The organism is Megasphaera sp. ASD88 (genome assembly GCF_002287425.1).
Lineage (GTDB): Bacteria > Bacillota > Negativicutes > Veillonellales > Megasphaeraceae > Megasphaera > Megasphaera stantonii.
The window spans coordinates 66,840-87,556 of the sequence record NZ_NQXW01000002.1; the positions used below are offsets into that span (position 1 = coordinate 66,840).

Below are 20,717 nucleotides of genomic sequence, written 5' to 3' on the forward strand. Positions count from 1 at the left end.
CCGGTTTTTTTGAAAGGAGCGTTCACTGTGTACGATACAACCGATACGATAGCCGCCATCGCCACGCCGCTGGGCGAAAGCGGCATCGGCGTCATCCGAATCAGCGGAAGCAAGGCCTACGACGTAGGCGACGCGATTTTTCAGAGCAAATCCTCCCTTCCCTTAGCGCAACGGCGCGATCGGTCCATACAGTACGGCCTGATCGTAGACGACGACGGCAAAGCGGTGGACGAAGTCATCTTGCTCATCATGAAGGGGCCCCGCTCGTATACGGCGGAGGACGTACTGGAAATACAATGCCATGGCGGCCGCCAGTCCCTGAGCGAAATCTTAGGACTGGTCCTGCACCACGGCGCGCGGCTGGCCAATCCCGGCGAATTTACCCAGCGGGCCTTCGTCAACGGCCGCATCGACCTGGCTCAGGCCGAAGCCGTCATGGACGTCATTCAGGCCAAGAGCGCCCAGGGCCTGACCAGCGCCGTCAGCCAGCTTGAAGGCCGCCTGTCCCGGGTCGTCGGCGACATGCGCCTCCACCTGACCGACTTTATCACGCGGCTGGAAGTAACCGTCGATTATCCCGAAGAAGACCTGGAAGACATAGAAGTGCCCGATATTGCCGGCGCTATCCGGGAGATGGAGCGGCGTCTGGACGATATGCTGGCCGAGTCCAAAAGCGGCCGCATGATGCGGGACGGCGTCATGGCGGCTATCGCCGGCACGCCTAACGCCGGAAAGTCGAGTCTGCTCAACCGCTTTTTGGAAACGGAACGGGCCATTGTCACCGACGTGCCGGGCACGACGCGGGATGTCATCGAAGAGTGGATTACCATACAGGGCGTGCCGATTTGCCTCGTCGATACGGCCGGCATCCGCAGTACTGACGATACGGTCGAGCAAATCGGCGTGCGCCGGGCGAAGGAATACATGGATCGGGCCGATATTATCCTCGTCGTCGTCGACCAGTCCCGGCCTTTGCAGGAAGAAGACCGGCAGATTTTGGAAACGGCCAGAGGCAGGCAGGCCCTGATCGTATTGAATAAGGAAGACTTGCAGCCGGCCTTTGAAACGGAAGAACTGCAGTCCTACGGGCTGCCCATCCTTTCGATTTCTGCCAGTACGGGAGCCGGCATGGGAGCATTGAAGGACGCCATGCTGTCGCTGGCCCTGAAGCAGGGGCTGACGGCGGCCCAGAGCGCCCTGCTGGCCAATACGCGCCATATCGAGCTGGTCCGGCAAAGCCGCGAAGCCCTGCAGCGGGCCCTAGACACGATAGAAGCAGGCATGCCCGTCGACTGCGCTATCGTCGATATCCGCGAAGCCTGGGAGCTCCTGGGTTCTATTACGGGCGATACGGTCCACGACGACATCATAGAAGAAATATTCAGCAGATTTTGTTTAGGTAAGTAGAAAAAGGGTGAAATCATGTTTGTAGTCGATACATACGACGTCATCGTCGTCGGCGCAGGCCATGCAGGCTGCGAAGCGGCCCTGGCCAGCGCGCGGTTAGGCGCGCGGACCCTCGTCGCGACGCTTAATTTAGATAATATCGCCCTCATGCCCTGCAATCCCGCCGTAGGCGGCCCCGGCAAGAGCCACCTCGTACGGGAAATCGATGCGCTGGGCGGCGAAATGGGCATCAATACGGATAAGACGTGCATCCAAATGCGCATGCTCAACACGGGCAAGGGGCCGGCCGTCTATTCCCTGCGGGCCCAGTCCGATAAGAAGATGTACCAGATGACCATGACCCAGGTGCTGGAAAATCAGGAACATCTGGACGTCAAGCAGCTCATGATTACAGATATCCAGATGGAAAACGGCGCCGTTACGGGCGTCGTCACGGAAATGGGCGAAGTGTACAAGGCGAAATGCGTCATCCTGGCGACGGGGACCTATTTAAAGGGAAAGATCATTACAGGCGAATGCGTCTATTCCGGCGGCCCCATGGGACAGCGGTCTGCAGAAGACCTGTCTGATTCCCTGCTGGCAGCGGGCATCAAGCTTATGCGCTTTAAGACGGGCACGCCGGCCCGCGTCGACCGCCGCACCTTGCGGACGGAAGAAATGCAGAAGCAGGAAGGCGACGAGCAGGGCCACGCCTTTTCCTTTTTGTCCGAACGGAAGAACCGCAACAAGGAATGCTGCTGGCTGACCTTTACGAATGAGGAAACGCACCGCATCATTCGGGAAAACCTCGACAGGGCGCCCATGTGCAACGGCGTCATCCAGGGCGTCGGCCCGCGCTACTGCCCGTCTATCGAATCGAAAATCGTCCGCTTTGCCGATAAGAAGCGACATCAGCTCTTCGTCGAGCCCGAAGGCGAAATGACTGAAGAAATGTACGTCCAAGGGATGAGCACCAGCCTTCCCGTCGACGTGCAGTACGCCTTCCTGCGGACTATTCCCGGCCTGGAAGATGTGCGGATCATGCGCCCCGGCTACGCCATTGAATACGACTGCCTGGACCCGACGCAGCTGACGCCGTCGCTGGAAACGAAGGCCATCAGCGGCCTCTTTTCGGCAGGCCAGTCTAACGGCACCAGCGGCTATGAGGAAGCGGCGGCCCAGGGCCTCATGGCCGGCATCAACGCGGCCCGCAAGGTACAGGGCAAGGAGCCCTTTATCCTTACCCGCTCGGAGGCCTATATCGGCGTCCTCATCGACGATTTGGTCACCAAGGGGACGGAAGAGCCGTACCGCATGATGACCAGCCGCTCGGAGTACCGCCTCATCCTGCGGCAGGACAACGCCGACCTGCGCCTGACCCAGAAGGGCTACGACATCGGCCTGGTCACGCAGGAACGGTACGACGCCTTTATGCAGAAAAAGGAAGCCGTCGAAGCGGGACTGGAGGCGCTGAAGGCCTTGCCCGTCACGCCGACGAAGGAAAATCAGGAAAAGCTGGCATCTATCGGCACGGCTCCGGTCCGTACCGGCCTCAAGGCCTACGATTTGCTGCGGCGCAACGAAGTGACCTACCATACGCTGCGCCAGGTATTTCCCCTGCCGCAGCTGGCCGACGACGTATGCGAGGAAATCGAGATCATGGTCAAGTACGAGGGATATATCAACCGCCAGCTGGAACAGGTGGAAAAGATGAACCGCCTGGAAAAGAAGCTGATGCCGGAAGATATCGTATACGCCGATATCGATACCCTGTCGGGCGAAGCGCGGCAGAAGCTGGACGCCATACGGCCCCGCTCCTTAGGGCAGGCCAGCCGCATTTCCGGCGTATCGCCAGCGGATATTACGGCCCTGCTCATCGTGTTGGAACAGCGCCAGCGGGAGGAAAGCCATGTTTAGAGACGAACTCATCGCGGCGGCGAAGGACTTTGGCCTGGCCCTGACGGCGGAGCAAATCGACCGATTCTGCTTGTTTGCAGAGCGCCTGGTCGAGACGAATAAGGTCATGAACCTGACGGCCCTTACGGAGCCGGCCGACGTAGCCGTAAAGCACATGATAGACAGCCTGTCGTGCTACGACGCGGCGTGGTTTCCCGAAGGGGCCTCCGTCCTGGATCTCGGCACGGGAGCCGGCTTTCCCGGCCTGCCCCTGCTCATCTACCGGCCCGATTTGAAGGTGACCTTTTTCGATTCCCTGCAGAAGCGGCTGACGTTTTTACAGGGCGTGACGGCAGAGATGGGCTTGCCGGCTTCCTTCCTGCACGGCCGGGCCGAGGAAATGGCCCACAAAGAGGAATACAGGGAACGCTTCGATATCGTGACCAGCCGGGCTGTAGCCCGCCTGCAGATATTGGCCGAATGGGCCCTTCCCTATACGGCTCGCCAAGGCATATTTATCTCCTTAAAAGGCGCCCAGTACGAGGAAGAGCTGGCCGAAGCCCAAAAGGCCCTGTCCATCCTCGGCGGCGCGGTGGCGGAAGTCCGCCCCGTCCATTTGCCGGGGCTGGATGACAAGCGGGCCGTCCTGTATATCAAAAAGACGAAGAAATGTCCGGCCAAATACCCGCGCAAGCCGAAAATGGCCGCTAAAAATCCGTTGTAATCATCTATAAGTTTATGCTCAAGGGAGGCATGTATCATGTCTTTAAAGAAAACAATCTTAGCTGCGCTGACTGCCTGCGTAGCCCTATCTTCCATAGCCTTCGCCGAAAATCCGGAATCGCCGGCAGTAGCGGCTCAGGCCGCCTACGTCATGGACGCCGATACGGGCGACGAGCTGTACGCCAAACAGCCTGACCTGAGAGGATATCCCGGCAGTACGACGAAGATGATGACCTGTATCGTCGCCTTGGAAAACGGACAAGGCATCATGGATAAGACGATTCGCATTACCGATAAGGCCCTGAGCGTCGAAAGCGATGCCTCTGTCCTCGGCCTGCAGCAGGGCGACCAGATTACCCTGCGCAACGCCCTGACGGGCATGATGCTCGTGTCGGGCTGCGATGCCGCCGTGGCCATTGCGGAAACGGTTGAGCCGACGGAAGATGCCTTCGTCGCAAAAATGAACGCGAAGGCGGCGGCTCTCGGTGCGACCCATACGCATTTCGTCAATCCCCACGGCCTTCCCGACGCCAATCACTATTCGACGGCCCGGGATCTGGCCAAAATTGGGGCTTACGGCATGAAGCTGCCGGCCTTCCGGGATATCGTCAAGCGCAGTACCTTTGACATGCCCTACGTCGACGGCAGCTATAAGCATTGCGTTTCGACGAACGAATTCCTGACTAGCGGGTTCCCCGGAGCAAACGGCATTAAAACCGGCACGACGAATGCCGGCGGGCCGTGCCTCGTCGTTTCGGCGACTCAGAACGGGCGGACGGTCATCGCGGCTATCATGAATTCGGAAGACCGCTACGGCGATGCCCAGGCCCTGATGAAATACGGCTTTTCCGTATTGAAGCCCCTGGAAAACGTCTACATCATCCGCAAGGCCCCGGCAGGTCAGACGCTGACCGAATTGGGCCGGCAGCAGATGGAGCAGGCCAAGGCTGCGGCGGACGCCAAGGCTAAGGGTCAAGCCGCGCAGGAAACAGCTTACGGAACGGACGCCGATACGGCCGACATGGCTGCGGCAGCTGTGAAAAAATCTGCATAATTCTTGACAGGTATGCTCTAAATCCGTATAATCATATCATAACAACGTACCTATACAGTGCAGGACTGACGGAATGAAGTGGAATAACCACGTGGACTGCACGGTGACATACACGCCGACCGTCTGGGCAAGAGTACATCTATTCTTTGTCCAGCCGGCCGGCTTTTTGTATTGCCGCGGCGGGACAAGTCAAAGGAGACGATATCATGAAGAGAAATCGCTGGCTCATTGCCCTGTCCGCCATGGGAATTCATATCTGCATCGGCAGCGTCTACGCCTGGAGCGTCTTGACCAAACCCATTATGGAATCGATGGGCTTTACGCTCCAGCAGACGACGTGGACCTTTTCGCTGGCTATCTTGTTTTTAGGTTTGTCTGCCGGATGCCTGGGAAGCTTCGTCCAAAAGGCCGGCCCCCGCAAGTCGGGCCTCGTGTCGACTTTATTTTTCGTTTCGGCTATGTTCGGCACGGCGGCGGCCATGGAGTTCCGCAGCCTGCCGATGCTGTATCTGTTTTACGGCGTCATCGGCGGCATCGGCCTGGGGACGGGATATATTACGCCTGTCTCGACCCTGGTCAAATGGTTTCCCGACAACCGCGGCTTTGCCACAGGCCTGGCCATCATGGGCTTCGGCTTTGCCAGCATGATCGCCGGTCCGGCGATGCAGCTTCTCGTCGCTAATTTTGGCCTGGCGACGAACTTCCTCATCTTGGGCGCAGTGTATCTCGTCGTCATGACAGCCTCGTCCCTGTACTTAGCGCCGCCGAAGGACGACGAAATACCCCGTCCCGATACAGAGCTGGCGAAGCCATCCGGCCCGGTCTATGCCGATGCCATGCCGCAGTTTTCCCTGAAAGAGGCCATGAAGACCTGGCAGCTCTATACGATTTGGTGGCTCTTTTTCGTCAATATCACCTGCGGCATCGCCCTCCTGGCCGTCGCCTCGCCGATGGCCCAGGAAGTCGTCGGCATGTCGCCCATGGCTGCCGCGTCCATGGTCGGCCTCATCGGCTTTTTGAACGGCGCCGGCCGCATCGCCTGGGCGACCGTATCGGATTATATCGGCCGGGCTAATACGTACGTCCTCTTCTTCTTCATCGAGGCCCTGGCCTTCTTCAAGCTGTCGACGGAAACGAACGCTTTCAGCTTTCAAATCGTCGTGCTGCTCATCATTACCTGCTACGGCGGCGGTTTTTCCTGTATGCCGGCCTACCTCAGCGACCTGTTCGGCACCAAGGCCCTGAGCGCTATCCACGGCCGCATCCTCACAGCCTGGGGGGCCGCCGGCGTGGCCGGCCCCCTGCTTCTGTCGTGGATTAAGGAAACGACGAACAGCTACTCCCTCACCCTGCAGGTCTTCTCGGCCCTCTTCGTCACGTCCCTGCTGGTTATGGCCGTCCTGAAATACAAGACGCGACACGGCATCACTGGTCAGGACGCCTATTGGTCGGCGAGAAAAGCGTCTGTCAAATAGATTTCTGCAATAAAAAATCAGGGTCTTCTCTATGATATATAGATGCAAGAAATAAGAATTGGCAATCAGCGTACTTGCGTCTAACACGACATAACAGAGCCGATCACCGCATGTTCATTTGCGCGTTATCGGCTCTTCATATGTACATCCCGTTTTTGATACTCATGGTATTCTGTTGTTTTATCATAGAACAAAAAAATCATCCAGCGATGATGCATACATTGTTGTCCCTTATAGATGGCGGGGATATTATAATTCAAGACGAATAAACAAAAAGCCGCGACCATTTACAGTGTTGAATGGCCGCGATTTTTTTTATTTCTCTATTCCGTTTTTTCCAGCAAGTCCCCTACCTCGCAGTACAGCACCTTTGCCAGCATGACAAGATACTCTGCCTGAGCTTTGTTGATATTCTTCTGCCGTTGCTCATATTGCTGGATCGTACGCACTGGGATGTTAGACAAATCTGCAAGTTCACGTTGACTCAATCCGGCTTTCTGCCGCAGAAGTTTCAGATTTGTTTCCGGTTTCGCCGCTTTATACATCGCAGTTACCTTATCGACGAACTGGCGAATATCCATTTCATGATAGGGCTGGTAAAGAGCTAGTATATCTTTGATGGGAACATACTGTACGATTTCTGCAAAGCTCATGGATGTTTCCCACTGATAATATGCTAATGCCCAGCCCGTCCAAAATTCCTCGCTTCGAGAGGCGGTGTAGTTCGGTTTGATTCGTTCTCTTTCCACGCCGGACTGCTCAAGTACCTTATACGCAATTTCCACACCGGACATCCCTGAAATAATAGTGAAATCGCCAGTTTCAAAGCGTTCTGCAACGCCGGACTTGATGAACAGATCGAAAAATTCAGCAATATCATATTTGAGATCGTATACTGCAAAGTCCAGCATACGACCAAGAGCTGTACGGGCTTTGTCAAGATAAACCTTATCGTAAGCGTGGATCATCAGGCATCATCTCCTCATCCATAATCTGCATGATATATAAATCGCCGCGCTGACGGCGGTTTCGCTCTACGCTGAAATATTCGCGGCGGGCGGTCTTGTCGCGCAGCATTTTTTTTGCATACCATTCGCTGCTTTCGGCAATCTCGCTGCCGATGAACTTAATTCGCTCAAAGGCCGTCTTGCTTTTGAGAACGAACTGCTGGCCGAGCTTACCCAGATACATTGCATTATTAAGATGACGGTAAGAAATCGTACCATTTATGAAATCCTGTGCAAATGAAAAATAGCTGTCGTCGGCACGATATCCAATGATGGCATCGCAGCTTTCGTAATCGACGGAAAAATTGGCAAGCAGATATTCCTTTGCCTCCCATGCCAGAGCAGAAGGAACATCAAACTCGCGGTTTTGCAGCAGCACTGTAAGCCAATGCAGGATGCAGTATTTCGGTGCATTCAGTTCAAGGATCTGCAGGCCGTCGCACTCGATTTCATAGCAGTTGGCATAGCCATCCTGATGCTTGCCGACTCCCCATTCCTTTGCCATCTCAAGGCTGTCGGTGCAGTAGAAGCCGAGGCCATAGTCATTGTAAGGCTTACCGTATCCAAATAAAGGCTTCTCAATGATATTTGAAGAACCATGATAGAGTTTTTTGATCATAGGGACATCATCTCCCTTTTTATATTTAAAATACTCCTAAAGGAGTATTTTGTCAATGCGGAAAACGATAATAAAAGACACGGCATAACAAAGACGGGATAGGACTGGAAAAAGCAATATACAGAATGTAATGATTTATTCTAAAAAACTGCCTTTTAAATGCTCCCCTATACTATAGGCAAATTTTCCGAGGCGGTTATTCCGAAGCATGTAAGGAGTACCGAGCATATTTCTGCGATTGTAAATGCCGATGGAGACAGAAAAACAGAGTATGTGGATTTTTGTCGGAGAATTAAAGTAAGACGGTGATTTGCAGTCTATTGAAGGGGAAAGAAAAAGCAGGACGGCATAGCAAATTGCCATGTCGTCCTGCATGATATCATTGAATGTGAGTCCAATGGGAAAGATTTTGATTGTTTGTTGTCTGTTTAACAATTCAACTTAGAGTCTCTGCGGAATGCCCGGGCCGACAGGCCAGCCTGTGAGATGCCAGAAGATGAACAAGGCGTACCACATGACCAGGAAAGCCATGGCGTAGGGCATCATGAGGGATAAATAGGTGCCGATGCCGCTGTCTTTTTTGTAACGGCGGATGATTTCCAAGAACAGGGGCAGGAACGGGTTGACTAAGGCGACGGTATTCAGCGCGCCGTCGCCGGCCCGGAAGGCGGCCTGGATAAAAGCCGGATGATAGCCCAGGAGCATGAACATGGGGACGAAGACCGTCGACAAGAGGGCCCATACGGCGGAGCCGCTGGATGTAAAGAGGCCCAGGAGCTGGCCGAAGAGCATGAAGCAGATGAGAGCCGGCAGGCCGGTCATGCCTACGTCTTTCAGGAACAGAGCCCCTTTCATGGCGATCATCGTCGACATGTTGGTCCAGGCGAAGGCTGCGATAAACTGGGCGATGAAAAAGGCCATGACCAAAAAGCCCGACAGGCCTTTGACGGCGTTGGTCATACAATGTATCATGTCGTCGGCGTTTTTGATTTTACGGATCGACACGCCATAGGTCAGGCCGACGGTCAAGAGAAAGCCGCACAGCAGCGGGATGACGCCGCGCAGCAGAGGCGACCCCAGGAGCGAATGGGTCTGGGGATTGCGGAGCAGGCCGTTGTCGGGAAAGGCCATGAGGAAGACGACGGCTAAGTACAGGACGGCGGCGATGAGGGTGTGGCGCAGGGCCTTTTTTTCCTCCGGCGACACGTCGGGAATGGTCAGATTTTCCTGGGCGTGGGCCGGGTCATATACGCCCATGCGCGGTTCGACGAATTTTTCCGTAATGAAGGTCGTCACGGCCGTCAGGTAGAATACGGCGAAGGACATGAAATACCAGTTATCGATCGGCGTGACAGTCATCGTCGCGTCGATAGTACGGATGGCCTGGGTCGTAATACCCGACAAGAGGACGTCCGTCGTGACGATGAGGATGTTGGCCGTAAATCCCGAATAGATGGCGGCCAGGGAACAGGCGAAGCCGACTAAGGGATGGCGTCCCATGGAATAAAACAGCATGGCCGCTAAGGGCGGCATAATGACGATGGCCGCGTCAGAGGCGATATGGCTCATGAGGCTGATGAAGACGACGGCCAGGGTCACGTACTTCCGCGGGATATTGTGCATGGAGTGATGGATGAGCGTCTGGAGCAGCCCCGTTTCCGACGCCACGCCCAGGCCGAAGGTCAGGACGATGATCATGCCCAGGGGCGGGAAATTAATGTAGTTTTTGATGAGGTTCGTCAGGAGCCAGTCCAAGCCTTCAGCGCTGATGAGGCTGCGGATATGGATGATTTCATTGGTCTTGAGATTGACGGCCGTTACGCCGGCCAGCTGCAGGACGTAAGAGCAAAGGGCCAGCACCATGAAGAAAATCAAAAAAAGAATAGCTGGATTGGGAAGCTTGTTGCCTACCCGTTCCAACCATTTGAGAAAAGAGCCGCGCGTGTCGTCGCTTACGGCGACGGCGGCAGCGGTGTGTTTCATACGGATCCCCTCCTATGTAATTATGCTGTAAAGGTATACGTTATCATTCCCCTATTGATATAAAGTAATACTTTACTATAGTAGCGTATTACTTTACACGCAGCATGTCAAGAAAAAGTATTTAATCTATCCATAGGAAATTCGTATGGTTTTAATGTAATGGGGATATAATCGAAAAAATCCCCTGCTTTACCGGCAGGGGACGTCAAATTGTTATTTCCAGATTTCTTTCATAATGTTCTTATACGATTCGTTCAGGTGCTCGATGACGGTCTGGAACAAGGCGTATACGAGGTCGCCGTTCAGCGATTCGTCGGCGCTGACGATGGAAATATCCAGGATCAGGGAGCCCTTGTTGTCAACGTAATACTTAAAGGCCTTGAAGGTCTGGTTGTACGTGTTGAGCAATTTTGCGAGGCCTTCGCTTCCTTCGGGGACCTTCGGGGCGACTAAGATGCGGATGATGCCGTAAATGCTGTCGTCGGCGATGACGATGGTCGGCAGGTTATTGCCGTCGATATTGAGCTGCGAGCGGAAGACGACGGTATGGAAGGGGTCGTCCTTGATTTCGTCGACTGTAAAGACGGACAGATTTTTTTCTTTTAAATATGCCTGGAAGCTTTCGGCTTTTTTATTCATGACAATCACTCCTAATGTAGTAAAATCAGTAAGCTTATACGTTATTATATCATAAATTGCGCCTTCTGGCTTCCGTATTTGCGTCCACCCTGGCAGTTGTTCTGTGATATAAATCACAATATATGATTCGTGCGCATAATTGACTGTTAATGATTGAAAAATACGCAATTATGATAGAAAATGATTGAAAAAGAAAGAATTTGATTGTATAATGCAGGTGTAAAGGAACTTAGCAGAAAGGATGAGGGTCATGCTGACCGAAGAAAGACAAGCTGAAATCATGCGCATCGTCAACGTGCACGGCGCCGTGTCGGTTCAGGAGCTGGTCAATTACCTGGATATTTCCGAATCGACAGTTCGGCGGGATTTGGCTGCCTTGGATGAAGAAGGGCTGCTGCGGCGCGTTCACGGCGGGGCGACGTCCTTGAAGGAAGGGGCCTACGACGCGGCCATGGAAGATTTGCAGGACAAGTACTCCCTGCACATCGGGGAAAAGCGGCGCATCGCCCAGTTTGCCGCCTCTCTGGTCCGGCCGGACGACTTCGTGTATCTCGACGGCGGCTCGACGGTCGAGCAGATGGCCGATTTTCTCGTCGGCTCCGAGGCGTCCTTTGTGACCAGCGGCCTGCCGACGGCCCAGAAGCTGGCCCGCAGTGGCGTAAAGGTGTACGTCCTGCCCGGCCTGGTCAAGGGAAAGACCGAATCGGTCATCGGCAGCGAAATGCGGGACATGCTGAGCCGCTACCACTTTACGAAGGGATTTTTCGGCACGAACGGCCTGACGCCTCAGGAGGGCTGCACGACGCCCGACGTGGAGGAAGCGGCCTGCAAGGGCGCAGCCGTGCGGCAGTGCCGGCAGGCATACGTATTGGCCGACGTCAGCAAGTTCGGCCAGTCGGCGCACATTACCTTTGCAGACCTGGCCCAGGTCACGGTCGTCACGGCCAAGGGCGAAGAAGACATGGACTATAGTTCTTACGAATCTTTGACGGAGGTGCATATCCTTTGATTTATACGGTTACGTTCAATCCCTCGCTGGATTATGTAGTGCAGATGAAGGAATTTAAGGCCGGCGACATCAACCGGGCCGAAGCGGAAACGATTTATCCCGGCGGAAAAGGCGTCAACGTGGCGCTGGTACTGGGAAATCTTCACATTCCGGCGAAAATGCTCGGCTTCATCGCCGGCTTTACGGGACGGGAAATAGAACGGCTGGCTTTGGAATGCGGCAGCGACTGCGATTTCATCGTGCTGGACGAAGGCTATTCGCGCATCAACCTGAAGATCAGCGCAGCTGACGAAACGGCGGTCAACGGCATGGGGCCGGTTATCCCCGACGACAAACTGCAGGCCCTGATGGCCCAGATCGACGGGATGGCCGACGGTGATACCCTCGTATTGGCCGGCAGCATCCCGGCCGCCCTTCCCGACGACATATACGAACGGATCCTGCGCCGCCTCGAAGGCGCTCCGTACGGGTCGTCGTCGACGCGACGGGCGATTTGCTGAAAAACGTCATGAAATATAAGCCCTTTTTAGTCAAGCCGAATAACTTCGAGCTGGGCGAATTGTTCGATACCGTCCTCAAGACGGACGAAGAAATCGCCGAATGCGCAAGAAAGCTTCAGGATATGGGCGCGCGAAACGTCCTCGTATCCCTCGGCGGCGACGGCGCCCTGCTCCTCGGCGAAGACGGCCGGGTATACCGCATGCAGTCGCCTAAGGGCAAGCTGGTCAATTCCGTCGGCGCCGGCGACAGCATGGTAGCCGGGTTCTTAGCCGGCTTCGAATCGTCGGGCGGCGACCTGCAGGAGGCCCTCAAGATGGGCATCAGCGCCGGCAGCGCTTCGGCCTTCCACGATTGGCTGGCGACGGAAGACGATATTAAAGAAGTATACGGCCAGCTGCCGTAACGCAGGTTTGTAGGTAAAAGGAGATTGTAAATTCATGCGGATTGTAGATTTATTGAAAAAAGAAAGTATCGACTTACAAGCCGTCGTCGCCGACAAGGGCGCGGCGATCGACCATCTCGTATCCCTGATGGATAAAGGCGGCAACGTGACGGATCTGGAAGGATACCGCAAGGCCGTGCTGGCCCGCGAAGCCGAAGGCAGCACGGGCATCGGCGAAGGCATCGCCATCCCCCACGCCAAGACGGACGCCGTGTCGGCTCCGGGGCTGGCGTCGATGATCGTCCGTTCGGGCGTAGAATATGAAAGCCTGGACGACGAGCCGGCCTTCCTGTTCTTCCTCATCGCCGCCCCGGCCGGCGGAGCCAACGTCCACCTGGAAGTGCTGAGCCGTCTGAGCCGTATGCTCATGGACGACGAATTCCGGGAAAATTTGATGAACGCCAAGACGGCCGACGAATACCTGGCCGTCATCGACGAGACGGAAACGGCCCAGCTGGCGGCGGAAGCGGAAGAAGAAGCTGCCGAGGCAGAAGCGGCTCCGGCTGACGAACCGGCCTCCCCCGCTCCGTCGGACCGGCCCTTCGTCATCGGCGTCACGGCCTGCCCGACGGGCATCGCCCACACCTACATGGCGGCGGAAGCTCTGGAAAGCAAGGGAGCTGCTATGGGCGTCGACATTAAAATCGAAACGAACGGTTCCGGCGGCGTCAAAAACCATCTGACTGCCGAGGATATCGAGCGGGCCGTCGGCGTCATCGTCGCCTGCGACAAGGACGTGCCGACGCAGCGCTTTGCCGGCAAGCCCGTCGTCTTTACGAAGGTCGCCAACGGCATCAAGATTCCGGAAGAACTGATCCAGACTGTCCTCGACGGCAAGGCCCCCATTTTCCACGGCGAAAGCTCGTCGTCCGAGGCCGTATCGCTGGATGCGGCGGAAAAGGAAAGCGCCGGCCGTCAAATCTATAAGCACCTCATGAACGGCGTATCCCACATGCTGCCCTTCGTCATCGGCGGCGGCATCCTCATCGCCCTGGCCTTCCTCTTCGACATGGAACACGCCGGCACGGCCCAATTCGGCACGGGCACGCCTCTGGCGGCCTTCCTGAAAAACATCGGCGGCCTGGCCTTCAGCATGATGATGCCTATCCTGGCCGGCTACATCGCCATGAGCATCGGCGAACGGCCCGCCCTCATGCCGGGCATCGTCGGCGGCTTTTTGGCCACGACAGGCGGCTCGGGCTTTTTCGGGGCCCTCTTTGCCGGGTTCATCGCCGGGTACCTCATCATCCTGCTCAAGAAGGTATTTTCCAACCTGCCCCAGGCCCTGGACGGCACGAAGCCCATCCTGATTTATCCCGTCTTGGGACTCGTCCTCATCGGGGTCATCATGACCTATATCATCAACCCGCCGACGGCCCTGTTCAACACGTGGCTCTTTGACGTCCTGAACAGCATGACTACGACGAGCCGCATCGTCCTCGGCTTTATCCTGGGCGGCATGATGTCCATCGACTTCGGCGGCCCCATCAATAAAGCGGCCTACGTCTTCGGCACGGCCTCCCTCATGAGCGCCTCCGGCGAAGCGATTTCTTCGGGTATCATGGCTTCGGTCATGATCGGCGGCATGGTGCCTCCCATTGCCATTGCCCTGGCTATGCTGCTGTTCAAGCAGAAATTCACGGCGAAGGAACGGCAGTCTACGGTGACGAACTTCATCATGGGATTGTCTTTCATTACGGAAGGGGCTATCCCCTTTGCCGCATCCGACCCGGTGCACATCATTCCGCCCTGCGCCGTCGGCGCGGCCGTCGCCGGGGCCCTGTCCATGCTCTTTCACTGCGCCGTTCCGGCTCCTCACGGCGGCATCTTCGTCTTCGGCGTCGTGACCAATCCGCTCATGTACGTCGCGGCTCTGGCGGCAGGCGTCGTCGTCGCGGCCGTGCTGATGGGAATTGTTCGTAAAAAACAGTCGGCTGATTAATTGCATTCGGCTGTAAAATCAGATACACTTATAGTATGTAATATATTTTCACATAATATAATATTGGGCGCACGCGCCTGCGAAGGAGGAACTACACATGAAAGAATTTACGTTTACTGTCACCGATCCTATGGGTATCCACGCTCGTCCGGCCGGACTGCTGGTCAAGGAAGCCAAAAAGTATGAATCGGCTATTACGATGCTCAAGGGCTCCCGCAAGGGCGATTTGAAAAAGATTTTTACCATTATGGCTCTCGGCGTTAAACAGGGCGAAACCGTTACGGTCCAGGTAGAAGGCGCCGACGAAGAAGCAGCCGCCGCGATGGTTGAAACTTTCCTCAAGGAAAACTTCTAATATCTACGACATAAGGGGGATGTATCCATGCTGACGTTAAAAGGGAAAAGCGTCTTTCCCGGCATTACGATCGGGCCGCTGGCGCTGTTCCACCGCAACACGATTTCGACGGCCCAGCGTCCGATTCAGGATGCCGAAGCCGAAGTAGCCCGCTTTCAGGATGCTCGCAAGGTAGCCATTGAACAGCTGAAGGACTTGTATGAAAAAGCCCTGGAAAAAGTAGGCGAAGAACAGGCCGCCGTGTTTGAAGTACACCAGATGATGCTGGACGACGACGATTATATCGACTCTATCGAAGGGCAGATCCGCGATGAAATGCTCAACGCCGAAGCGGCCGTCGACCGGACGGCCCAGCAGTTTGCCGAAATGTTCCGCTCTATGGACGACGCCTACATGCAGGCCCGCGCCGCCGACGTCCTCGACATATCGCGCCGCGTGGAACAGCAGCTGTGCGGCGGACCGGGCGTCGATTTCAGCAAATACGACCACGTCATCATCGCCGCCGACGACCTGGCTCCCAGCGAAACGCTGCAGCTCGACACGGATAAGATCCTGGGCTTCGTGACGTCGGCAGGCAGCACGAATTCCCACACGGCGATTTTGGCCCGCACCCTGGGCATCGCCGCCGTCGTCAGCACGGATACGCCTCTGCATACGGACGTAGACGGCATGATGGCCATTATAGACGGCCTGACCGGCACGGTATACATCAATCCCGATGAAGAAACGCTACAGGCCATGGAAGCAAAACAGCGCGAAGAAGCGGACCGGAAGCGCCGTCTGGAAGAAGTGCGGGGCGCGGCGTCGGAAACGAAAGACGGCCGCCGCGTCAAGATCTTCGCCAACATCGGCAACCCCGGCAATATTCCCCAGGTCCTCGACAACGACGCCGAAGGCATCGGCTTGTTCCGCAGCGAATTCCTCTATCTGGAAAACAGCGACTATCCGACGGAAGACCAGCAGTTCGAAGCCTATAAGAAGACGGCCGAAGCGCTGGGCGGCAAGACCGTCGTCATCCGCACCCTCGATATCGGCGCGGACAAGCAGGTCGACTACTTCCAGCTGGACAAGGAAGAAAACCCGGCTATGGGCATGCGGGCCATCCGCATCTGCCTGACCCGTCCGGAGCTGTTTAAAACGCAGCTGCGGGCCCTGCTGCGGGCTTCGGCCTTCGGCAAGATCGCCATCATGTTCCCCATGATCATCTCCGTAGACGAAGTGAAGCAGTGCAAGGCCATCCTGGCCGACGTCCGGACTGAGCTGGACGCCGAAGGCGTCGCCTACGACAAGGACATGGAAGTGGGCATCATGGTAGAAACGCCGGCAGCGGCTATCATGAGCGACGAGCTGGCGAAGGAAGTAGACTTCTTCAGCATCGGCTCCAACGACCTGACGCAGTACACCCTGGCGATCGACCGCCAGCAGACGAAGCTGGACGCCTTCTTCGACGCCCACCATCCGGCAGTGCTCCGCCTCATTCAGCAGACCGTGGAAAACGGCCACAAGGCCGGCATCTGGGTTGGCATCTGTGGCGAGCTCGGCGCGGACCTGACGCTGACCGAAACGTTCCTGCGCATGGGCGTCGACGAATTATCCGTTAGCCCGCCCCTGGTGCTTCCCCTGCGTGAAAAGGTACGCTCTCTCGATTTGAGCAAGTAACTTGCAGACCATAAAAAAGTAATTCCCAAGCATGCGATTTGGGAATTACTTTTTTTATGCTATCTATTGCATTTTTACTAATAAATGTTGTATAATTTTTCTTAATTAATTCATATGTATTTGAGATTACTAAGGGGATGAACGATATGAAATTTACAAAATACGTTGTTACAGCCTTGGCCGGCATGATGGCCGCGTCGATGATCGCCGGCTGCGGCGGCCAGGATAAGGCGGCTGCTGAAAAGAAGGAACCGCTCCGCGTCGCTACGAACGCTACCTTTGTGCCCTTCGAGTTTAAGGACGAAGCGAATCCGGAAGATTACAAGGGCTTTGAAATGGATTTGATTAAGGCCGTCGGCAAGGAAATGGGCCGGGAAGTCCAAATCAATAACCTTCCCTTCTCCGGCATCATTCCGGTCATCCAGCAGGGCGATATGGATATTGCCGCCGCCGGTATGACGATGACCCAGGAACGGGCTAAGAACGTCCTCTTCGCCGCTCCCTTCTACGAATCGAAGCTGGTTATCCTCGCTCCCAACGGCAGCGGCATCACGTCCATCGACGACTTGCAGGGCAAGACCGTAGCCGTGCAGATGGGCACGACCGGCGCAGGCTATGCCGAACAGAAGGGCTTGAACATCAAGCAGTTTGACCACAACTCCGAGCTCATCATGGATTTGCAGGTCGGCGGCGCCCAGGCCGGCATTCTGGATAAGCCCGTAGCCGATTACTTCCTGGCTCAGGACGGCAAGGGCAAGTATGAAATCATCGACATTCCCGATACGAAATCGGAATACTTAGCCTTCGCCCTCAATAAGAACAACACGGAGCTGCAGAAGGAAGTCAACGCGGCCCTGGCGAAGCTGAAGGAAACGGGAGAATTCCAGAAATTGTATAAACAGTGGTTCAATACGGACGCTCCTAATCTGCCGGCTACGGCTGAAGAAGCGTTAAAATAATATTGTCTGTGCAAACAGGCTGACTCGCGCATATTACGGCGAGCCAGCCTGTTTTTTTTGCCATAGGATGTACGGGACGTAGCATATCAGCATGACGATCCACTGCAGCCCTTCGGCGTGGGCGATGGCCATGTTGCCGAGATATGGGGCCAGGGCGTAGGATAAGGCGATGCGGGCCAGCAGGGACGCGATGCCGACGATGCTGGAATACAGGACTAGGCCCATCCCCTCTACGGTGCCGCGGAGGGCTGAGGCGATGCCGAAGCACAGGTAGTAGACGGCGATTTGCCGGAAGAATTCGCTGCCGATGGACGCCGCTTCGGCTCCAACGCCGAACAGGGCTACCAGCTTGCCGCCGAAGGCCGCCATGACGACCATGAGCAGGAAGGCAATGACTGCGTTCAGGGCGACGCCGTACCGGCAGAACGATTGAGCCTTGGTTAAATTGCCGGCCCCCTTGCTCTGAGCGACCATCGTCGAGACGGCCGAGCCGAGGTTGATGATGGGAAGAAGCATGATGAGGTCGATGCGGTAAGCCGTCGTAACGGCGGCTACGGTAGCAGAGCCGAAGCCGTTCATAAACTGCTGGAGGGCCATATTACCCAGGGCCATGACGCTGCTCTGGACGGCCGGCGGCAGGGCGAACCGCCATCCCTGGGCGACGATATGGGGCTGGACGAGTTTTTCTTTCAGGGAAAGGTGCAGCAGGGGCCGCTTCGTTTCTGCGTACCAGACGATGAAGATGGCCATGGCGATTTGCGATATACTCGTAGCCCAGGCCGCCCCGCTTACGCCCCAGCGGCAGACGGCGACGAAGACGAGGTCGAGGACGACGTTGACGACAGACGACAGGACGATGGCGAAAAAGGGCGTCCTGCTGTCGCCGATGGCCCGCAGCAGGGCCGAGTAGAGATTGTAGACGGCCAGAAAGGGCATGCCGAGCAGGATGACGCGCAGGTATTGCCCCGTAAATTCGGCGATGTCTGCCGGCGTGCGGAGGGCGTCGAGAAGGGCTTCTTCCCAGATACAGCCGGCGGCGGCGCAGAAGGCGCAGGCCGGGACGAGGAGGACGAGAAAGGCCGACAAGATGCGGGGCAGCGTCTCGTACTCTTTTTTGCCGTATTTCTGGGCGGCTAAGATGGACAGGCCCAGGGTAAAGCCCGTCATGGACATAGTAAACAAATTGCTCACAGCCGTCGTCATGCCGACGGCGGCCAGGGCCTCTTCGCCGACGACGTGGCCGACGATATAGGCGTCGGCCCAGCTGTACAGCTGCTGCAGCATCCCGCTCAGGATCAAGGGCAGGCTGAAGACGAGCAGGACGGCGGCAGGATGGTCTTTGGAATACAGGGTCATGGCTTGGACTCCCCTTTCCTCTGATATAGAAAAACAGCCAGACTTTTCAGCCTGACTGTCGGTAGGTGCTCACCCGTATGCTTACTATATCGTATATTTTTTCACCGGTCAAGATTCTGACGGCTCCGGCGATAAAAAAGCAGTCAGACATGCAGGCCTGACTGCTTGTATGAGGCGTATGTCGTTAGTTTGCCGTTTTGACCGAGCCCGAAGGGAGCACGCGCTGTACCGGCTCCGGTTCTTCGGCGTATTCTGCCTTGATGGTAGGCAGCGTAATCGGCGTCTTGTCGACGACGCGGACGACGAGGAGCGTGATGATGCAGATGAGCCATTCGAAGTAGATGACGTGCGGCAGCACGCGGACTTCCGGGAACAGCTGCCAGGCTACGAGGCCGATGATGCCGACGAGGGTCGTCCAGAAGGCCGTGTTTTTGCGGCACAGAGACGGGCAGAACATGGTGCACAGGAAGACCAGCGTGAAGGCCGTCGTCAGGCTCAAACCGATGAGCATGACCTTGACGATGCCGACGGCGTTGAAGGCCAGCCACAACGTGCCTAAGCCGATGATCAGGATGATCAGCCGGTTGGCCTTGACGTAATTGGCCTGGGAAATATCGGGCTTGAAGAAACGCTTGAAAATATCCTGGGCGACGAGGGTGCCGGCTCCGAGGAGAATCGTGCAGGCCGTCGATACGTCGGCAGCCCAAAGCGCTGCCAGGGTCATGCCCGACGAGAAGGGATCAAGGCTCATGATGATCTGCGGCAGGGCCATCGTCGGGTTCAGTTCGGGGAACTGGGCTTTAGCCGCCAGTCCCAGTACGGCGCAGAGGAAGCCGACGGGGAAAATCAGGATGCCGCCTAAGATATAGCCCTTGCGGGCGGCGTTGACGTCTTTGGCGCCGCAGGCGATCTGCACGGGGCCCTGGGCCGTGATGGCCTGGGTCGTCATGACGATGATCCAGCCGATGAGGACGGCGAAGGACAGGCCGCCCATGGGAGTGAACCAGCCGAAATCAGCCTGAGGCAAGGCGGCGTTGATGCCGCTGATGCCGCCGTCGCGGATGAGGATGCGTACCATAGAATAGATAATGCCGAGGTAAATGACCGTAACGCTCAGGATATTGGACAGGCCCGACGACCAGAGGCCGCCGATAGCCGTAATGCCGATGAAGACGACGGCGCTGGTAATCATGCCGGCGTGCATGGAAAAGATATCGGGCATGAGGGCGTGCAGGATAGACCCGCCGGCGACGTACTGCAGCGACGTAATGCAGATCATGATGAGCGATAAGCCGATGACGCTGATGACCCGGGCTTTTTTGTCGTAACTCCGTTCAAAGAGCTCGGGAATAGTCGTACAATTCAGGGCCCTGTACTTGCCGGCGGCGACGAAGCCCATGATGACGGCGCCGATAGCCCAGGCGGCGTTGTACCAGCCGGCAGCCAGGCCGATGGTCGTGGCGCTTTCGGCTACGCCGACTGTCGACGCGGCGCCGACGGCCATGCCCGTAATGCTGACGGCGACGAGACCCGTAGAGAAGCGCCGTCCGGCAAACAGGTATTCCGTCGGGTTTTTGCTGGCCCGCCGTTTGACGTAAAATGAAATGGCGAATAATAAGACGATATATAAGATGACAATACACAACTGAATAGACATTTTCCATTCATCCCCTTCAGAAAAGCTACTAATTGCAACCATAGTTCCGTACAGT

The 20,717-nt window shown here is 56.2% G+C and carries 16 protein-coding genes, 1 pseudogene and 1 riboswitch; of the genes and pseudogenes, 11 read left to right on the forward strand and 6 right to left on the reverse strand.

The window, feature by feature from the left end; translation table 11 throughout:
* Positions 1-27 precede the first annotated feature (27 nt).
* From mnmE to CJ260_RS02135, 5 genes are all read left to right on the forward strand, one after another.
* Entirely contained in the window at positions 28-1,407 is a 1,380-nt protein-coding gene (gene mnmE / locus CJ260_RS02115; protein WP_095628992.1) for a tRNA uridine-5-carboxymethylaminomethyl(34) synthesis GTPase MnmE, read from the forward strand.
* 15 nt (positions 1,408-1,422) lie between these two features.
* Positions 1,423-3,303, forward strand: a complete 1,881-nt coding sequence (gene mnmG / locus CJ260_RS02120) for a tRNA uridine-5-carboxymethylaminomethyl(34) synthesis enzyme MnmG (RefSeq protein ID WP_095628993.1) — start codon at positions 1,423-1,425, stop codon at positions 3,301-3,303.
* Complete coding sequence (gene rsmG, locus CJ260_RS02125; protein ID WP_095628994.1) at positions 3,296-4,006, forward strand: 16S rRNA (guanine(527)-N(7))-methyltransferase RsmG; 711 nt, start codon at positions 3,296-3,298, stop codon at positions 4,004-4,006. The genes mnmG and rsmG overlap by 8 nt, the downstream gene beginning before the upstream one ends.
* A 36-nt stretch (positions 4,007-4,042) precedes the next feature.
* Positions 4,043-5,059 carry a D-alanyl-D-alanine carboxypeptidase family protein gene (locus tag CJ260_RS02130; RefSeq protein ID WP_095628995.1) on the forward strand — a complete coding sequence of 339 codons (1,017 nt, stop codon included), beginning with the start codon at positions 4,043-4,045 and terminating at the stop codon, positions 5,057-5,059.
* A 51-nt stretch (positions 5,060-5,110) separates the two neighbouring features.
* Positions 5,111-5,195, forward strand: a riboswitch (ZMP/ZTP riboswitch).
* A 70-nt stretch (positions 5,196-5,265) separates the two neighbouring features.
* Positions 5,266-6,534: an OFA family MFS transporter gene (locus tag CJ260_RS02135; protein ID WP_095628996.1), complete on the forward strand. Its 1,269-nt coding sequence runs from the start codon at positions 5,266-5,268 to the stop codon at positions 6,532-6,534.
* 323 nt (positions 6,535-6,857) lie between these two features.
* Here the strand turns inward: CJ260_RS02135 and CJ260_RS02140 are convergent, their stop codons facing one another.
* The 4 genes from CJ260_RS02140 to CJ260_RS02155 form a co-directional block, all read right to left on the reverse strand.
* Positions 6,858-7,502 carry a helix-turn-helix domain-containing protein gene (locus CJ260_RS02140; protein WP_095628997.1) on the reverse strand — a complete coding sequence of 215 codons (645 nt, stop codon included), beginning with the start codon at positions 7,500-7,502 and terminating at the stop codon, positions 6,858-6,860.
* Positions 7,483-8,160, reverse strand: coding sequence for a DUF3990 domain-containing protein (locus tag CJ260_RS02145; protein ID WP_095628998.1), 678 nt, complete (start codon positions 8,158-8,160; stop codon positions 7,483-7,485). Before CJ260_RS02145 ends, CJ260_RS02140 begins: the two co-directional genes overlap by 20 nt.
* 441 nt (positions 8,161-8,601) lie before the next feature.
* Positions 8,602-10,143: an AbgT family transporter gene (locus CJ260_RS02150; protein WP_095628999.1), complete on the reverse strand. Its 1,542-nt coding sequence runs from the start codon at positions 10,141-10,143 to the stop codon at positions 8,602-8,604.
* A gap of 213 nt (positions 10,144-10,356) precedes the next feature.
* The gene (locus tag CJ260_RS02155; protein ID WP_095629000.1) at positions 10,357-10,782 is read right to left on the reverse strand and encodes a YbjN domain-containing protein; all 426 of its coding nucleotides are present in this window, start codon (positions 10,780-10,782) and stop codon (positions 10,357-10,359) included.
* A 250-nt stretch (positions 10,783-11,032) separates the two neighbouring features.
* On the opposite strand from CJ260_RS02155, the gene CJ260_RS02160 reads away from it, so the two are divergent.
* The 6 genes and pseudogenes from CJ260_RS02160 (at position 11,033) to CJ260_RS02185 (ending at position 17,649) form a co-directional block, all read left to right on the forward strand.
* The gene (locus tag CJ260_RS02160; protein WP_095629001.1) at positions 11,033-11,791 is read left to right on the forward strand and encodes a DeoR/GlpR family DNA-binding transcription regulator; all 759 of its coding nucleotides are present in this window, start codon (positions 11,033-11,035) and stop codon (positions 11,789-11,791) included.
* A pseudogene (gene pfkB, locus CJ260_RS02165) lies at positions 11,788-12,695 on the forward strand (1-phosphofructokinase). The gene CJ260_RS02160 and the pseudogene pfkB overlap by 4 nt, the downstream one beginning before the upstream one ends.
* Before the next feature lie 34 nt (positions 12,696-12,729).
* Positions 12,730-14,676, forward strand: coding sequence for a fructose-specific PTS transporter subunit EIIC (locus CJ260_RS02170; protein WP_095629002.1), 1,947 nt, complete (start codon positions 12,730-12,732; stop codon positions 14,674-14,676).
* A gap of 97 nt (positions 14,677-14,773) precedes the next feature.
* Positions 14,774-15,031, forward strand: a complete 258-nt coding sequence (locus CJ260_RS02175) for an HPr family phosphocarrier protein (RefSeq protein ID WP_087477747.1) — start codon at positions 14,774-14,776, stop codon at positions 15,029-15,031.
* Positions 15,032-15,058: 27 nt separating this feature from the next.
* A complete protein-coding gene (ptsP, locus tag CJ260_RS02180) occupies positions 15,059-16,690 on the forward strand; it encodes a phosphoenolpyruvate--protein phosphotransferase (RefSeq protein WP_095629003.1) in 1,632 nt (543 codons plus the stop codon).
* A 146-nt stretch (positions 16,691-16,836) separates the two neighbouring features.
* Positions 16,837-17,649, forward strand: a complete 813-nt coding sequence (locus tag CJ260_RS02185; RefSeq protein ID WP_095629004.1) for a basic amino acid ABC transporter substrate-binding protein — start codon at positions 16,837-16,839, stop codon at positions 17,647-17,649.
* Between the two features lie 33 nt (positions 17,650-17,682).
* On the opposite strand, the gene CJ260_RS02190 is transcribed toward CJ260_RS02185, so the two are convergent.
* Positions 17,683-19,005: an MATE family efflux transporter gene (locus CJ260_RS02190; RefSeq protein WP_095629005.1), complete on the reverse strand. Its 1,323-nt coding sequence runs from the start codon at positions 19,003-19,005 to the stop codon at positions 17,683-17,685.
* Between the two features lie 184 nt (positions 19,006-19,189).
* On the reverse strand, positions 19,190-20,662 hold the full coding sequence (locus tag CJ260_RS02195) for a sodium:solute symporter family protein (RefSeq protein ID WP_233127863.1): 1,473 nt from the start codon (positions 20,660-20,662) through the stop codon (positions 19,190-19,192).
* Between the last annotated feature and the right edge of the window lie 55 nt (positions 20,663-20,717).

What these genes read in the sequence shown, in the direction of transcription:
- mnmG (WP_095628993.1), top strand. Translation starts at nt 1,423, where the DNA reads ATGTTTGTAGTCGATACATACGACGTCATCGTCGTCGGCGCAGGCCAT.
- rsmG (WP_095628994.1), top strand. Translation starts at nt 3,296, where the DNA reads ATGTTTAGAGACGAACTCATCGCGGCGGCGAAGGACTTTGGCCTGGCC.
- CJ260_RS02130 (WP_095628995.1), top strand. Translation starts at nt 4,043, where the DNA reads ATGTCTTTAAAGAAAACAATCTTAGCTGCGCTGACTGCCTGCGTAGCC.
- CJ260_RS02135 (WP_095628996.1), top strand. Translation starts at nt 5,266, where the DNA reads ATGAAGAGAAATCGCTGGCTCATTGCCCTGTCCGCCATGGGAATTCAT.
- CJ260_RS02140 (WP_095628997.1), bottom strand. Translation starts at nt 7,502, where the DNA reads ATGATCCACGCTTACGATAAGGTTTATCTTGACAAAGCCCGTACAGCT.
- CJ260_RS02145 (WP_095628998.1), bottom strand. Translation starts at nt 8,160, where the DNA reads ATGATCAAAAAACTCTATCATGGTTCTTCAAATATCATTGAGAAGCCT.
- CJ260_RS02150 (WP_095628999.1), bottom strand. Translation starts at nt 10,143, where the DNA reads ATGAAACACACCGCTGCCGCCGTCGCCGTAAGCGACGACACGCGCGGC.
- CJ260_RS02155 (WP_095629000.1), bottom strand. Translation starts at nt 10,782, where the DNA reads ATGAATAAAAAAGCCGAAAGCTTCCAGGCATATTTAAAAGAAAAAAAT.
- CJ260_RS02160 (WP_095629001.1), top strand. Translation starts at nt 11,033, where the DNA reads ATGCTGACCGAAGAAAGACAAGCTGAAATCATGCGCATCGTCAACGTG.
- CJ260_RS02170 (WP_095629002.1), top strand. Translation starts at nt 12,730, where the DNA reads ATGCGGATTGTAGATTTATTGAAAAAAGAAAGTATCGACTTACAAGCC.
- CJ260_RS02175 (WP_087477747.1), top strand. Translation starts at nt 14,774, where the DNA reads ATGAAAGAATTTACGTTTACTGTCACCGATCCTATGGGTATCCACGCT.
- ptsP (WP_095629003.1), top strand. Translation starts at nt 15,059, where the DNA reads ATGCTGACGTTAAAAGGGAAAAGCGTCTTTCCCGGCATTACGATCGGG.
- CJ260_RS02185 (WP_095629004.1), top strand. Translation starts at nt 16,837, where the DNA reads ATGAAATTTACAAAATACGTTGTTACAGCCTTGGCCGGCATGATGGCC.
- CJ260_RS02190 (WP_095629005.1), bottom strand. Translation starts at nt 19,005, where the DNA reads ATGACCCTGTATTCCAAAGACCATCCTGCCGCCGTCCTGCTCGTCTTC.
- CJ260_RS02195 (WP_233127863.1), bottom strand. Translation starts at nt 20,662, where the DNA reads ATGTCTATTCAGTTGTGTATTGTCATCTTATATATCGTCTTATTATTC.